The following is a 14515-nucleotide window of genomic DNA, read 5'->3' on the forward strand; positions in this document are numbered from 1 at the left end:
GCTAATTTATAAAATGCGGGGTAATTAGCTATTATTAGACGCTGTTTGAGTTAGCTAAATGATTTTAACTCGCAATATTAATCCTCGCTTATTCACTTCTTTATTGCGATTTTATAAACTTTACACCGTTGTTTTACATTGTGTTACATAACCATTTGCATTTAAATAAAAAAAGCAGGTACACTTTCTCGCCCATTTTGTTGGGTGAATATAAATTAAAGGAAATTAATAATGATAAAAAGATGTTTAACTGCTGCGGTATTAGTAAGCGCGTTTGTTTCAATGCCGTCACAAGCAAAAAGTGGCATCAACCCATGGCAACAATGTGGTATTGGCGCGATGGTTTTCCCAGATAATGGCGTTGCTGCAGCAATTTCTAATATTATTTGGGATTTAGGCACAACTGCAGTGTCTTCTAACATCTCTTCAGTAGAAAGTTGTGAAGGCGCTAACGTAAAAACAGCGCAGTTTATTCAACAAACTTTTCCTGTATTAGAACAAGAAATAGCACAGGGTGAAGGCGAGTATATCGCTGCAATGCTTAACGTACGTGGTTGTGATGTAACTGCACATCAACAAATTATCACTTCGGTACGTAACGATTACGCAAACGCGCCAATAGACAATGCACAAGCATTTTATGAATTAGTTGAAGGTAAAATTACAACTAACTTTTCATCTCAATGCGCTGCAATCTAATAATTAAAGGGCTTAACAGCCCTTTTTTTTGGTTAAACAATGAAACCTCTATTTTATTTAATTAGTGCTTTTTTATTCATCTCTTTCTCAAGCTCTGCCACGCAATCTATCTCTGTTTTAGCCAAACACCCAATATGGTTGAAATTAGGGCATTACAAAAACCAACCAGCTACCATCAGTTATATTACTAACGCATCATTTTTTATTGCAGATAACGGACGTACTGATCCGGCTGCCGAATTAAAAGCAACAATCCATGCTTTTAATAACCTGCCCTCAATGCCATGTCGCTACCCTGCTCGTTACCAATGGCTCAAAGAGCAAGGTTTAACCTTTTCAATGCCAGCTGCAGAGTGCCCAAAATTAAAGCAATGGCGAGAGCAACAAGCAATTCACTCTGTTAGTTTAGTATTTGCATCTGGTTATATGAGTAATCCCGCATCGTTATATGGTCATTTATTACTTAAACTTAATCGCTCGACCGAATCAAAAAACAAATTATTAGATTACAGTATTAACTATGGCGCACACGTTCCAGATAATGAAAACGGCTTGGTGTATATTCTCAAGGGCTTGTTTGGTGGTTATAAAGCCGGTTTTTCAGATCAATTGTTTTATCGCCACCAGCACAACTATGGTGAAATAGAATTAAGAGATTTATGGGAATATACCCTCAATCTAAACGAGCGCGATGTGGTTTTTATTGCTAATCACTTATGGGAAATTTTAGGCACTGAATTTGATTATTACTTTGCCGATGAAAACTGTGCATTTCATCTTGCGCAAATTATTGAACTTGTTATTGGCGATCAACTAACCAGCGAAGGCGCTCCTTGGGTAATACCAGCCACTATTTTTTCAAGATTAAACACGGCCACTTACCAAGGCCAATCGGCGGTTAAAAAGATCACATTTACCCCCTCGCGCGACACTGTATTTACCAAGCACGTTCAATCTTTAAGTGAAAAAGAGCTCAGCTTTGCTAAACAAATCTTTGCTGAATCAGCAGTACTTAAAAGCAAATCTTTTTTAGCTTTGCCAGTACAGTCTCAAAAAGCCATTATTGGGGCTTTATTTGAACTGGTACAAGTAAAACAAATTCAAAAGCAAACCCCAGTAAAAATAAGTGAGTTAAAAAAATGCACTTATTAAAGCGCGCTTAAAGCTGCCAATGGGCGAAAACAAAGTAAAATTTCAATTTACCCAACAGCCACCACATCAAGGGCAAAAGCCCTCTAATAGCTCAGTTTCTGCTGTGCACACGGCTGAGCAAACACAGTACACTTTGGGTTTTAGGTTGAGTTATTTTGATACCCTTGCCTCTGATATTGCCCGCATTCCATTTTCTAATTTAGAAATGTTAGATACCGAGCTGATGTTTACTGATGGCGAAACTTACATAAACAAAGTTCATTTATTAGATTTGGAGTCATTCAATCCAAACCAATTATCTTGGGCTAATGAATCTAAGTGGTCGTGGAAAATTAATGTTGGATTCGACAGACAACCAGCACTGTGCAGAACCTGTAAACGTAGCTTTGTTATGGGGGGAGCCGGACAAGCTTGGCAATTTAGCAACAACACCTTAGCCTATAGCTTAATTAATGGTTATTTAGGTGATTTAGCTAAAAACAGCCACTTTTATGATTCGTCGGTAGAAGTGGGGATTATTACTGGTACTGACTCAGGTATTAAACTTAAAGCATCCTACGAAAAGTCATTCTTAAATGCCAAAAACCCTGCGCAAACCAAACTAGAAATGGCAGTGCCTTTAAGCCAAGATATTGATATTAGATTAGCGGTCACTCACGCTAATTCAGCTATGTGGCAGCTTAAACTCAACTACTATTGGCAGTGATATAAAAAAGCAGCCTCTGTGTTTACAGTAGGCTGCTTTGAAAATTTAGTATTTAATAAATAGTCTAACAGTTTAAGATAAAATCAAAACCTTACTAATATCCACACACTGCGCTCGACTACCGACAAAATCTTGCTCATTAAGCTGATTAATTAGGGTTTCACCTTGTTGCTGTTGCTCATCGCTAAGCGGCACATAAGGCATTCTAAACACTGGGTTAACCGCGCCTGTCATGATCATCGCGGTGTTAATGGCAATTGGGTTTGGCTCGCAAAACAACCAGTTCATTAATGGTTGTAATGAGTTATTAAGCGCATCATTTTTGCTATCCATTAATTGACGGAACAAACCCGGGATCAGGTTAGACGTAACTGAAATAACACCATGTGCTTTATGAGTATGGCGTGCATCGTGTGCTTCGTCATCATTACCAGACCAACACGCAATACCTTGTTGTTCATAGTGCGCTATACGCTCATTGCCACCACATTCTTTAACACCAATAAAGTGCTCATGCTGGGCCAGTGGTTCAATAATATCAGGGGTGAGGTCTTGACCTGTGCGCCCTGCTACGTTGTAAATAAACGCCGGACCAATATCAAGCACACGTTTAAAGTGTTCTTTAACACCGGCAATTGATGTGCGCCCGTAGTAAGGGTTAATTTGTAATGAGGCATGCATGCCGCTGGCAAAACCATATTTTGTTGCTTTAATTGCTTCGCGCGTATTATTACTGCCGGTGTTGCCTACAATCAGTAATTTATCACCAAATTTATTGGCACTGTGCGCAATTAGCATTAAATGCTCTTCCCAGTTCATTAACTGGCCTTCACCGGTGGTGCCACCAACAACTATGCCGTCAACACCCGCTGCAATTTGTATTTCAACGAGTTCATCATACTTTGCAAGATCGATCTCACCATTGGCTAAGTAAGGTGTTTTAATTGCAGTAATAAGGCTTGCTTGTTTAATTTGTTCTAGGGTGCGCATAAAAAAATCATTGTTATTAATACTTGCCCTATTTGTACCATATTTACCGCGCTATTTGCAGTGATAGCCAGTATTTAATTATAAAATGGCTTGTGTTATTGAGTTTGATGATACAAAATAAATAACTGTATAAATAAACAGTATTTTGTTTTTTACTATTAAGCGAGCCACTATGCGTTTATCTGACTATTTAAGCACTCACTTTTATCACACTGATGAGTTATGCCAAGCACTCAACATAGACACTGAAACTCTTGAAAATTGGCAAGCACAGAGCATTTTCCCTAAACCCAGTTATTGCATTAAAAATCAAATGAGCTGCAGCTCTTATTCAGGGTTATATGAATGTGAAGAATACGACGATTATTATCCCCGTGGCTGCGTAAATTGGGGGCAAGGATTAGTTAAGCAAAAAATTGAGTCATCTAACCAAGCTTTTAATCTGTTTGCCCAGCACTATACCCAGTGCTTGGCTAAGCTTGCACAGCAAGGCTTTATATTTAACGAAGAATTGTTTGGCTGTGAAATAGAAGAGCATTTACAGCAAGTGTGGCAACAGTTTTTATGCAGCAAATATGGCGTGCTCACCCAAAATGGCCTAATTGATGAAATTGTGGCTGTGGATATTGGCAGATTATTAGTAGACGATATAACCGAACTGCGCAGCAAAGCCAGTTTAGATAAGGATGAGCGCACCCGCATTCACCCTGCCATGAAGCTTCTAAATAAAGCCCTTAGCCATGGCGCCGATCACGAAAAGCAACTCACATTACGTAGCCGCTATATTGATGCCCTTATTTTAAAATACGACTTATCGATTAAGTAAAGGGTCGTGTTTGGCTGAGGAGTTTAGCTATGTATGGATTGTTGGTTTTATTAAACAATGCCAACACTGTGCTTTGCGGCTTATTTTTAGTGCAACGAGACAAACAGTCCGACAACTACGCCTTGTTAATTGCAGATTTACGATTTAGATATGATTTCATTAACCGCATGAGATACATCATCTTTTATTACTGACTCTTCAATAATTGGTATTACCCATGAGGCACCAAGCATTTCTAAAGAAAAGCGCCAATCTTTCCATAACTTTCCTTCAATGGTATCAAGACTATCAAGTCCAAATCTTGAAGATGCCCCCCACTGAGCAATTGAAGGCAGCTTAGGAACAGCACTTTGAGCTCCAAAAATAAACGGGCGTTCCATATTGTCTGGCATGATTGCAAAGTAATACTCTACTTTTTCAGTCTTATTTAGAAATCTCGAGATAATTATCATTTTTCACCGAGCTGATCGCGCTCAATTAGAACGCTAGAGTATTGAGTAAAGCTAAACAGAGAAAACAATTTTTATTTCATCTTATTGGCTTTTTGGTTTGCTCTTGCGCTTTACTATCATTTTTTTCTTCTAGCTCTAGAGTGGAATAACCAATTTGAGCCGCTTGAAATAATGAAAACACAACAGCTACAAAGCCTAGTGCTTTAACCGTCGGACGTTCTAGAAAAGTATTTACCTTATTACCCCAGTTCTTATTATGCACATTTACTTTGTTTTTTTGTAGAAGATAATACATATGCTGGAACCAATATGCTTTAGACATTGTGGATTTATGTAGCTTAACATACTCTTTTGCTGCAAAAGCATCAACTTCTTCTTTTCCAGCTAAATTATCACGATGCTCGCCGTCATTTAATTTCATGAAACTTGCCATCCTGGGGTGCTCAACACAGCCCTTACCGTATATAGATAAAATTAGGGACGATAAATTGTACTTCCTTGAATCTGGGATTCTTTTACCATCAACACCAGATAAAACCTTGTAGCGGTGAATTAAAGCTTCAAAACCATAATTTATATTAGACATATTCCAATGAAGCCAGAAAGCACCATCATTGTCGGAAAGAAATGCAAAGAACTGAGCTAACATCTCTTTTTCTAGGTCATCATAATGATCGTGAATGTTTTCGCGTGGTATCTTATTTACTTCTGCGATTAAATGAATCGAAAAGCTGTGCATTGTTGAGCTACCAACATGAAGAACTGCAATCGAAGTTATCCTAGGTGAGTAGTTTTCATTATTATCATTTAAATTCTGACACGAATAATGAACTATAAATAAACTTTGTTCATTCTCATGCAACTTTTTCAAAGTTTCCTTGGTACTCAATTAATACTCCATATTTTGATTGCAACCTAACCATTCTTTCTAAGACATCTGTCGTTATAAAAGCCGTCAAATATCGATATCTCTTCGTATTTATATTAACCATCAAAAAATATTTGTAAACAGTTAGTTATATCCGAATCTTTTTATTACAGTAAAAAGTTACACCAAAAAGGGTGTGTTTAGTAATATCAGACTAACCATCATTACCTATACAAACATTAATTTCTTATTAAAGGTGGCTATTATGAAATCGTTTTTATTATGAAACCGCATGGGTTGAAAAGAGCAGCTGAAAAGGATGATATTTTAAAAGGACATTTGGAAGTGATATTTAAAAAATGGAGCTGTAAGTTACAGCTCCTACTTGGGCATTAGCTTTGTGCTGCTAACCAATGGTTTTGTACACATCAATATCGGTAGAGGTAATAAATGCACCTACAGCATCACCAAAGGCCTTGAAGTGTGGCGCGTTTTTATGGGCTTCGAAATGCTCATTAGACGCCCATTGCTCACTCACTAAATAGATAGTTTGCGCAGCATCGTTTTTAATTGATAGCTCGTAACGCAGGCAGCCTACTTCTTGGCGCGAAGACTGTTGTAAGTTTTCGAGCTCGGTTAATAGACGCTCTGCATCGCTATTTTCACTCGATAGTGTAGCAATTACCGTTAACATGGGTGTTCCTTGTTTCAAAAATAAAGGTGCAGCTCAACTGCACCTGTTTTAGTTCTGGCTTTTTGGTTATTGATCCCACTGTGGTGCAAAGTCAGGCGTTGCTTGGCGGTCGTTGCAATCAAGGCCATCAATTCGCGCTATATCTTCATCATCAAGTTTTACCTTGTCGTTAAAGTTATCTTCTAAGTTTTTACGCTTGGTCGATGATGGAATTGTGGTCATGCCGTTCGCATTTTCCCATGCAATAACCACTTGCGCTGGCGTTGCATCGTGTTTATTAGCAATATCTATAATGGTTTGATCGTTTAACACTTTACCAACCACAAACGGCATATAGGCTGTTACATGTATGTCATGTTGAGCACAAAAGGCGCGCAGTTTGGTATTGGTTAAATAGGGATGCACTTCTACTTGGTTAGTAAATATTTCACGCGAGTCTAACGTTTGCATCGCTTCTTTTAAGTTCGCAATAGTGAAGTTTGATACACCTATATGTTTGGTTAACCCTAACTTTTTAGCTTTTAGTAGCTCAGTCAGGTATTCGCTCATAGGCTCATTGTTTGATGGTGCAGGCCAGTGAACTAGCAATAAATCAACCGAGTCAACTTGTAACTTTTCTAATGATTTTTCTACACTTGCGATAAAGTCGTTTTTATTGAGTTTATTGTTCCATACTTTGGTAGTAATAAATAACGGCGCTGATCCATTTCTGTGTTGGTTTGCTATACTAAGTAAGTCAAATCATGTTAGGAGCGTCTATGAATAATACCCAGTTTGCTAATCTTCAAGCAACACTAGAAGATCTAACTTTTGTTCAGTTGAAACGCCTCCGACACCACATCGAAGAAATGATCTCTTCGAATCATGTAGGTAAAGCTATTGCTGTGCATGAGGAGGGCGTAGCCGAATGTGCTCATTGTGGTAGCCATGAGTTTACAAAATACGGAACAACAGCACGAGGACAGCAGAGATACAAATGCAAAGCTTGTGAACGAACTTTTAATTCACTTACTGGTACGCCATTATCTGGTATGAAAAAGCAAGATAAATGGCACCAGTATTCAGAAGGCATGTGGTTTACAGCCAAGATCAGAGAAGCAGCAAGTGAACTAGGTATTAATGTTAAAACCGCTTGGCGTTGGCGGCATCAGTTATTGTCTAAACCGAGACAAAGAAAGCCTTCAGAGCTTCATGGGATCATTGAGGCCGATGAAACATTTATCAACGAGTCGTTCAAGGGTAAACGCCAGTTGGAAAGACCTCCACGTAAGCGTGGTGTTAAGAGCCATGACATACCTAAAGTACCAGTTATGCTTGCATTAGATCGCAACGGTGCTGTCACCCACTGCGTCTTGCAAAGAAACACAAGAGAAGAGCTGGAGAAGTCACTAGCACCAGTATTAACGCCCGAGAGTGTATTGTGTACCGATGGCAATTTGTCATATCAAACCATCGTTAAAAACCTTCCTTTTGAGCTTGATCATAAACGCCTTATAGCTATTGATAATCAACGAGTTATAGATGGCATCTATCACATACAAACACTAAACAATTGGATGATGCGCTGGAAACAGTGGCTAAGGCAATTTAATGGGGTTGGCACAGATTACCTTGACAACTACATCGCTTGGTTTAGGCAAATGGAGCAATCACAAGAAGATGATAGCTGGGTTGTTTTAGCACTATAAATATTTGGAATTTTAATGAAGATACTTAAGATATTGATCATTGTTTTTATTACGTTTTTTATAGCTTCATTTGGCTACTTTAAAAAAGATGCCATTGCTTGCGAACTGATAGGGGTAACACACTTCAATGAAGTATCACCAGATTTTTATATTGATCAAAGTATAGACACTTCGAAGCAAGTTGAGCTGTCTCATGCTGTAGAATCAGCATTTAAAAGGGTTTCGGATATCTATGGTACTCCCACTTCCAACCCTAGAATCATTGCTACAGCCGAAACAAAATATGCCAAGTTCGGATTTAACCCCACAGGTATGCAAAACTCTGGTTTATTCAGAGAATGTATATTTCTAGGCCCCAAAGGACTGAGCACTGATGTAATAGCTCATGAACTTGTTCATGCAGAGGTCAGACATAGAACAAATTTGTTTGTTGAACTAACTCAATTACCTGCTTGGTTCATTGAAGGCACAGGGATCAAAGCAGATTACCGAAAGCCATTTTTATCAGAAAACATTAATGTGACAAATGATGACGTAGCTAAGATTAAGTCGGTGTTTTACCTTAGTGACTTCCCAAACACCAATGTAAAGTATTATCAAGCATCACTAATAGCTGTAGAGCCAATGAACCCAAAGGACATGTATAGTGGCTTAGAAAGATTGAACAATGGTGAACAGTTTGAGGACGTTTTTAACGAATTCTTTTAAGTGTTGATTAATATTGAAATTTTATTCAATCAACACAAAAATGGATCACAGCCTAAATAACTCATCTCTGGGGATATTACTGTCTTTAATGGCTTGGCCAACTTGCTCTTCGTTACCATAAATTTGCGCGGTATCAATATGACGAAATCCTACTTCTAACGCCATTTTTACAGATTCATAAGCAGTTTTACCTTCTAAACGAAAAGTACCCATACCTAAGTCTGGCATTTCAATTACACGTTGTGTCATAGCTTTATCCTTATTAAATAATTGGTTTAAAATTCAAACGTCGCGTTTACTAAATACACCGATTACTTTTTGATTTAAAATTTTGACCTCATGAAAATACTGAGGTCATTCATTTTTATTTCAAGACTAACCTACATAAGTTTCGCTTTATTTAGCCTGAACATTTTGTTTATCTAGCCTGCCACTGTACCGGGTGACTATTAAAGCCAGTAATGAAACAACGGCCCCAATCCATGCGGTATCTTTTAGTTCCATATGCTCGACTACAAGCCCCCCTGTAACAGAGCCTAAGGCTATTCCAATATTAAACGCTGCTATGTTTAGGCCCGATGCGACATCTACCGCATTAGGAGTATGCTTTTTTGCCTGTTTTACTACATAAAGCTGCAAACCTGGTACATTACCAAATGCAAATGCCCCCCATATTAAAATAGTCAGCACTGCGGCTACTTTTGATTCCATAGTAAAGGTGAAAGCCAATAAAATAATTGTTAACGCGCTAAATATAATACTCAGTGCGCTAATTGGGCCTCGCTTGTCGGCTAATTTTCCGCCCCATATATTACCAACAGCCACCGACACACCATAAACCAGCATTATTAAACCAATAGCGGATGGTGCAAAGCCAGTTTGCTGCTCTAATATAGGCGCTAAATAAGTAAATGCGGTGAACGTACCGCCGTAGCCTAATATAGTCATTAAATAAACGAGCAATAAGCGCGGCTTAACAATAACCTGTAGCTGCTCTTTAAACGTCGCCGGAATAGACTGCTTTAAATTTTTAGGTACTAATACAGCACTTCCAATTAAAGCGATAATACCAAGTGATGACACCACTAAAAATGTAGCGCGCCAACCAAAGTGCTGCCCTATCCAAGTACCTAATGGCACACCCGTTACTAGCGCTACCGTAAGGCCGGTAAACATAATTGCAATGGCGCTAGCCTCTTTATCTTTACTTACTAAGCTTGTCGCTATCATTGAGCCAATAGAGAAAAATACACCGTGAGCAAGTCCAGTTAAAATGCGTGCTATTATTAACGTTTCGTAGCTAGGGGCTTGCCAAGCTAATAAGTTACCCATAACAAATAAGCCCATAAGACTTATAAGTACCACTTTTCGGTTCCAGCGACCCGTTAATGCAGTGAGAACCGGTGCGCCAATAGCTACACCAACCGCATATAAGCTCACTAGTAAGCCTGCTGATGGTAAGCTCACGCCTAAATCGTTTGCAATAGTTGGCACTAAACCCACTATAACAAACTCTGTTGTTCCAATTGCAAATGCGCTTAAGGTAAGCGCCCATAAAGCCAATGGCATAGTTACATCCTCATTTTTAAAATAGATGTACAGTGTGAGTAAAAATGCCTTTGCAATAAATGGCATAAATGGCAAAATACTTTTGTTTATTTTGCAAATATAAATGAGTGAATTTATGCCTGTTCAAGCTAAAACTGAAGATCTAGAAATGTTTATTACCATTGTTGATTGTGGCAGTTTTTCCGGTGCGGCTAGTTTACTTGATTTAAATGTAGCTAAGGTTTCAAGAGCACTATCTCGTCTTGAAAGCAGGCTAAACTGCACATTACTAAATAGAACAACACGCCGCTTAGAACTTACCGAGGAAGGGCATATATACATAGAATATGCGCGAAAGGCTTTAAACACGCTGCTTTGCGCCGAAGAAACAATTAACCTACTTAAGCAAGCTCCAAAAGGGCATTTGCGTATAGATGCAGCAAGCCCATTTGTTTTACATCAACTAGCACCTCTAGTTAATGAGTTTAAAAAGCAGTACCCACAAATCACCCTCGATATTACCTCACATGACAATATTATTGATTTACTTGAGCGCAAAACAGATTTAGCTATCCGCATTGGTGACTTAAAAGATTCAAACCTTCATGCGCGTAAATTAGGCCAAAGTAAATTGAAATTGGTCGCAAGCGCAGGTTATTTAAATAATGCGCCACCGTTACAGCAGGTTTCAGATCTTAAAAACCATAATCTAATTGGCTTCAGTGAGCCCAACAAACTCAATCAATGGCCTTTTAAACATGAGTTATCACTGCACTTTGATTTAAGAGCTAGCAGCGGCGAAACCATTAGGCATTTATGTATTGCTGATCAAGGTATAGCACTACTCTCACAATTTATGATTGCCGAAGATTTGGCTTCTAAACGATTAGTAGAGGTGTTACCCAAGAGTATAAAAACCCCTAATAACCGAGAGTCTATTTATGGCGTTTATTACAAAAATGGGGCGGTTTCTTCACGTATCGTTGCTTTTTTAGATTTTATACAACCGCGATTGAGTTTATAAATCGCTTTTTAAATCAGTTTAAAATTCACTTAATGAAATAAAATATAATAATGACGGTTTTAAGATCAGTATTAGTATATACATTGAAGTTGCATTATTTAGATGAGGTAGTATGGATTCTTTAACACAAGTTGCGTTAGGTAGCGCTGTAGGGTACGCAGTATTAGGTAACAAAGTGGGCCGCAAAGCGGTGTTATGGGGCGCTATTTTGGGCACTTTACCCGATTTAGATGTGTTTTTACCCTATGGCGGCAGTGTTGAAGCATTTACTTATCACCGTGGCTTTAGCCATTCATTTTTTGTGCACTTGTTAATTAGCCCTTTGATTGTTTGGCTAATTTTAAAAATACACACTGGCATGCAAGCGTATAAAACACGTTGGTTTTGGTTAGTGTTTTTGTGTTTATCAACCCATGCACTATTGGATGCACTTACTGTGTACGGTACGCAATTAATGTGGCCACTTACAGAGCATCCGTTTGCAATTTCAAATATGTTTATTATTGATCCCCTCTACACGTTACCGCTATTAGTAGGGGTTATAGGCACTTTAATACCAAAAATAACCGCCCCAACCGCCTACAAAATTAACGCAATTACGCTCACAGTAAGTACTCTCTATTTATGTTGTTCGCTTATTCTTAAAGTTGTTATTGACGATAAAGTCAACACTGCGCTGCAAAACAGAGACATTACTGTCAATGAATACATTAGCACTCCAGCACCGTTTACTACTTTACTTTGGCGGGTGGTTGTGATGTCGGATGGGAAATATTATGAAGGCTATGCATCGGTGTTTGATACACCCAACGAGGTTACCTTAAATGCATACCAAACAACCCCTTCTTTACTAAACGAGATTAAAAATGAATGGGGTGTTAAACGCTTGCAGTGGTTTACAAAAGGGTTTTATTCCGTTCGCGAGCAGCAAGACAAAGTTATTCTCTCTGATTTACGCATGGGCATGGAGTGTGCTTATGTGTTTAATTTTGTTGTCGGTCAGAAAGATGGCTCAGCAATCAGTGTCGGTAATTTTGAAAAAATAAGTCAAAGACCCAACTTAAACAACCTACCTAAAATATGGGATAGAATTTGGCACCCCGATACCGTATTGGCATCGCCATTAGCAAAAAATAATTGTGTAGAGCAATAATACCAACTATAACTGCCATCTTTTGAGTAAACTCAACTCAATACCTTGTTGAGTTTACCTCTATTTAGTTAGGGGTTATCGTATAATTGGGTTCTGTTTTTTCCGCGCTCTTTGGCTTCATATACCGCATTATCGGCTTGGGCAAATAAATCAGTAAACGTCGTTTTCGCAGTACTCAAACTTGCCCCAATACTGGCGGTTACTGGGCGATTACCTACTTTAATTTCAGCAATTAATAAATGCAACCTTTGGCAAAATGACAAAGTATCTGCTTTATTTGTATCTGGCATCATAATTAAAAACTCTTCACCGCCGTAACGAGAAATAAGGTCGGTTTGTCGACCAAAATGTTTAAGACGTTGCCCCAACTCTTTTAAAACTCGATCCCCTTCTAAATGCCCAAAGGTATCATTAACGACTTTAAAATTATCAATATCGATAATTAATAATGCAACCGACTGCTTTGATCGCATAGCCTGTTCGAGTAACAGCACGCTGCGGCAATTCATCTCTCTTCTATTTAATAAATTGGTTAACTCATCAGTAGACGCTAAAGATTGTAAGCGTTCAGTTTGCGATTCTAACTTTTCCCGTGTTTTAATCAGCTCGTCGTAAAGCTTATCTCGCTGAGTCGCGTTAAAAAAGCTCCAGTATATATAGCTCTTTTCATCAAGCTGAGCATTAACGGTAACGGCCATACGCTCGCCTTGGGCGCTGAGCATAATTAACTGCATTTCTTGACACGCTTTTTCATGCAGTAAGGTAGGAAGCACATAACTTTGTAAAAATATTTTTGATGATTTAGCTATAATTTTATCAACTGACTTGCCAATAAGCTCATTACAATTCCACTGTAATTCCTTTTGAAAATAAGTATTTGCATAAACAATAATGTTATCTGCATTTGTCACTAATGCACCATTTAAAAAGTGATCTGCGGAATAATCAGCAAGCTTTTCATCTACTTTATCAAGTGACATGTGGCTAACTCACAAAATCAAAAATTAAACGGCTGACTGTTTCTGGGTGCGTCATATGAATACAGTGGCCATGCGCACTAATAACCTTAAGTGTTGCATTTGAAATTTCATTCGCTACAAACTCCCCAACAGAAGGCGCGGCTAAAGCATCATTTTCACTTTGTAAAATTAAAGTAGGCTGTTTTATATGTTCAAGTATAAAACGGTAGTCGGATAAAAACGTGGCTTCTGCAAAGGTTTTTGCAATAAGGGGATCGGTTGAGCAAAAACTTCCCGATAGTTCCGCTATAAATTCATCTGGATGAGAGTTGCCCATTACTAGAGGCGCTAAATAATTTGCCCAACCAATGTAATTTTTATCCATTAGGTTTAGTAATTCGTGAAGGTCTTGTTTTTCAAATCCACCAAAATAATCAGGGGGTAAATTTAAAAAGCACGGTGAGGGGCACACCATAACCAGCTTAGAAAATAGCTCTGGTTGCTCAATGGCAGCAAGTGCGCCAATGGTGCCACTAACCGAGTGGCCTATAAATGTAATATCGGTAAGTTCAAGTGCGGCACATATTTCTAGTACGTCTTTGGCATACCCATCAAGGGTTGAGTAGCGCTGTTTATTATATTTAGACACATCCGAGTTACCTGAGCCTACATAATCAAACAGCACTAAAGTAAAATGTTGTTCAAGGGCAGGAATAATAAATCGCCACATGTTTTGGTCGCAACCAAATCCGTGAGCCAACACCAAGGTTCTATCACCCTTGCCAATTATTTTGACGTTGTTTCTTTTGCGTATTTCATTTAAGTGCGGCATTAGAATGATCCTTTTCTTTGTTCACCCAATAAAAGTAGTATATTTATTAAACATAGTGAGGGCTACTGTTTATATAAATAAGTTTAACTCATTGCAAAGCTTTATACATCAATTAGTTAGTTTAAAAAATAATCAAGGGGCAAAGTACATACTATTGTATTGAATAAGTGTAATTAATTATTTCGCTTATATATAAAAACAATGCCTTTTTAACAT

15 protein-coding genes and 2 pseudogenes are annotated in these 14515 nt (G+C 38.3%); 8 read left to right on the plus strand and 9 right to left on the minus strand.

Translation table 11 applies throughout. From position 1 onward, the window contains the following. Positions 1-231 precede the first annotated feature (231 nt). The 3 genes from P20311_RS17295 to P20311_RS19395 are packed head-to-tail and all read left to right on the plus strand — an operon-like array spanning position 232 to position 2557. Positions 232-699, plus strand: a complete 468-nt coding sequence (locus tag P20311_RS17295; protein ID WP_008115277.1) for a DUF3015 family protein — start codon at positions 232-234, stop codon at positions 697-699. A gap of 39 nt (positions 700-738) precedes the next feature. Then, a complete protein-coding gene (locus tag P20311_RS19390) occupies positions 739-1851 on the plus strand; it encodes a DUF4105 domain-containing protein (RefSeq protein WP_008115279.1) in 1113 nt (370 codons plus the stop codon). A 19-nt stretch (positions 1852-1870) separates the two neighbouring features. Beyond that, entirely contained in the window at positions 1871-2557 is a 687-nt protein-coding gene (locus P20311_RS19395) for a hypothetical protein (protein ID WP_008115280.1), read from the plus strand. A gap of 72 nt (positions 2558-2629) precedes the next feature. Here the strand turns inward: P20311_RS19395 and dapA are convergent, their stop codons facing one another. Next, positions 2630-3547: a 4-hydroxy-tetrahydrodipicolinate synthase gene (gene dapA, locus P20311_RS17305; protein WP_008115282.1), complete on the minus strand. Its 918-nt coding sequence runs from the start codon at positions 3545-3547 to the stop codon at positions 2630-2632. A gap of 172 nt (positions 3548-3719) precedes the next feature. Between dapA and P20311_RS17310 the strand changes: the two genes are divergently transcribed. Then, positions 3720-4373, plus strand: coding sequence for a DUF6058 family natural product biosynthesis protein (locus tag P20311_RS17310; protein ID WP_008115283.1), 654 nt, complete (start codon positions 3720-3722; stop codon positions 4371-4373). A gap of 137 nt (positions 4374-4510) precedes the next feature. Here P20311_RS17310 and P20311_RS17315 read toward each other — a convergent pair whose 3' ends face one another. The 4 genes and pseudogenes from P20311_RS17315 to P20311_RS17330 form a co-directional block, all read right to left on the minus strand. Continuing rightward, positions 4511-4765 carry a hypothetical protein gene (locus P20311_RS17315; RefSeq protein ID WP_033104236.1) on the minus strand — a complete coding sequence of 85 codons (255 nt, stop codon included), beginning with the start codon at positions 4763-4765 and terminating at the stop codon, positions 4511-4513. A gap of 136 nt (positions 4766-4901) precedes the next feature. Beyond that, the gene (locus P20311_RS17320; protein ID WP_008115285.1) at positions 4902-5714 is read right to left on the minus strand and encodes a hypothetical protein; all 813 of its coding nucleotides are present in this window, start codon (positions 5712-5714) and stop codon (positions 4902-4904) included. Between the two features lie 385 nt (positions 5715-6099). Next, positions 6100-6387, minus strand: a complete 288-nt coding sequence (locus tag P20311_RS17325; RefSeq protein ID WP_008115286.1) for a putative quinol monooxygenase — start codon at positions 6385-6387, stop codon at positions 6100-6102. Positions 6388-6453: 66 nt separating this feature from the next. Next, positions 6454-7080 (minus strand): annotated as a pseudogene (locus P20311_RS17330) (aldo/keto reductase); the annotation flags it as partial. Between the two features lie 47 nt (positions 7081-7127). Here P20311_RS17330 and P20311_RS18815 point away from each other — a divergent pair. Beyond that, on the plus strand, positions 7128-8075 hold the full coding sequence (locus P20311_RS18815) for an IS1595 family transposase (RefSeq protein ID WP_083830255.1): 948 nt from the start codon (positions 7128-7130) through the stop codon (positions 8073-8075). Positions 8076-8090: 15 nt separating this feature from the next. After that, positions 8091-8783 carry a hypothetical protein gene (locus tag P20311_RS17340; protein WP_008115289.1) on the plus strand — a complete coding sequence of 231 codons (693 nt, stop codon included), beginning with the start codon at positions 8091-8093 and terminating at the stop codon, positions 8781-8783. A 54-nt stretch (positions 8784-8837) separates the two neighbouring features. Here P20311_RS17340 and P20311_RS17345 read toward each other — a convergent pair. Together P20311_RS17345 and P20311_RS17350 are read right to left on the minus strand one after the other, a co-directional pair. Next, a pseudogene (locus tag P20311_RS17345) lies at positions 8838-9032 on the minus strand (aldo/keto reductase); the annotation flags it as partial. Between the two features lie 147 nt (positions 9033-9179). After that, positions 9180-10352, minus strand: coding sequence for an MFS transporter (locus P20311_RS17350; RefSeq protein ID WP_171048695.1), 1173 nt, complete (start codon positions 10350-10352; stop codon positions 9180-9182). 115 nt (positions 10353-10467) lie between these two features. Between P20311_RS17350 and P20311_RS17355 the strand changes: the two genes are divergently transcribed. Both P20311_RS17355 and P20311_RS17360 read left to right on the plus strand, forming a co-directional pair. Then, positions 10468-11355, plus strand: coding sequence for a LysR family transcriptional regulator (locus tag P20311_RS17355; RefSeq protein WP_036955030.1), 888 nt, complete (start codon positions 10468-10470; stop codon positions 11353-11355). A gap of 112 nt (positions 11356-11467) precedes the next feature. Beyond that, positions 11468-12508, plus strand: coding sequence for a metal-dependent hydrolase (locus P20311_RS17360; RefSeq protein WP_008115296.1), 1041 nt, complete (start codon positions 11468-11470; stop codon positions 12506-12508). Positions 12509-12576: 68 nt separating this feature from the next. Here the strand turns inward: P20311_RS17360 and P20311_RS17365 are convergent, their stop codons facing one another. Together P20311_RS17365 and P20311_RS17370 are read right to left on the minus strand one after the other, a co-directional pair. Beyond that, complete coding sequence (locus P20311_RS17365; protein WP_008115298.1) at positions 12577-13488, minus strand: GGDEF domain-containing protein; 912 nt, start codon at positions 13486-13488, stop codon at positions 12577-12579. 4 nt (positions 13489-13492) lie between these two features. After that, the gene (locus P20311_RS17370) at positions 13493-14299 is read right to left on the minus strand and encodes an alpha/beta fold hydrolase (RefSeq protein WP_008115300.1); all 807 of its coding nucleotides are present in this window, start codon (positions 14297-14299) and stop codon (positions 13493-13495) included. Positions 14300-14515 lie beyond the last annotated feature (216 nt).

This window comes from Pseudoalteromonas sp. BSi20311, from assembly GCF_000239875.1.
GTDB lineage: Bacteria > Pseudomonadota > Gammaproteobacteria > Enterobacterales > Alteromonadaceae > Pseudoalteromonas.

Coding starts and splice junctions, on each gene's coding strand:
- P20311_RS19390 (WP_008115279.1), top strand. CDS start 739: ATGAAACCTCTATTTTATTTAATTAGTGCTTTTTTATTCATCTCTTTC.
- P20311_RS17360 (WP_008115296.1), top strand. CDS start 11,468: ATGGATTCTTTAACACAAGTTGCGTTAGGTAGCGCTGTAGGGTACGCA.
- P20311_RS19395 (WP_008115280.1), top strand. CDS start 1,871: ATGGGCGAAAACAAAGTAAAATTTCAATTTACCCAACAGCCACCACAT.
- P20311_RS17355 (WP_036955030.1), top strand. CDS start 10,468: ATGCCTGTTCAAGCTAAAACTGAAGATCTAGAAATGTTTATTACCATT.
- dapA (WP_008115282.1), bottom strand. CDS start 3,547: ATGCGCACCCTAGAACAAATTAAACAAGCAAGCCTTATTACTGCAATT.
- P20311_RS17350 (WP_171048695.1), bottom strand. CDS start 10,352: ATGCCATTGGCTTTATGGGCGCTTACCTTAAGCGCATTTGCAATTGGA.
- P20311_RS17370 (WP_008115300.1), bottom strand. CDS start 14,299: ATGCCGCACTTAAATGAAATACGCAAAAGAAACAACGTCAAAATAATT.
- P20311_RS17315 (WP_033104236.1), bottom strand. CDS start 4,765: ATGCCAGACAATATGGAACGCCCGTTTATTTTTGGAGCTCAAAGTGCT.
- P20311_RS17295 (WP_008115277.1), top strand. CDS start 232: ATGATAAAAAGATGTTTAACTGCTGCGGTATTAGTAAGCGCGTTTGTT.
- P20311_RS17325 (WP_008115286.1), bottom strand. CDS start 6,387: ATGTTAACGGTAATTGCTACACTATCGAGTGAAAATAGCGATGCAGAG.
- P20311_RS17310 (WP_008115283.1), top strand. CDS start 3,720: ATGCGTTTATCTGACTATTTAAGCACTCACTTTTATCACACTGATGAG.
- P20311_RS17365 (WP_008115298.1), bottom strand. CDS start 13,488: ATGTCACTTGATAAAGTAGATGAAAAGCTTGCTGATTATTCCGCAGAT.
- P20311_RS17340 (WP_008115289.1), top strand. CDS start 8,091: ATGAAGATACTTAAGATATTGATCATTGTTTTTATTACGTTTTTTATA.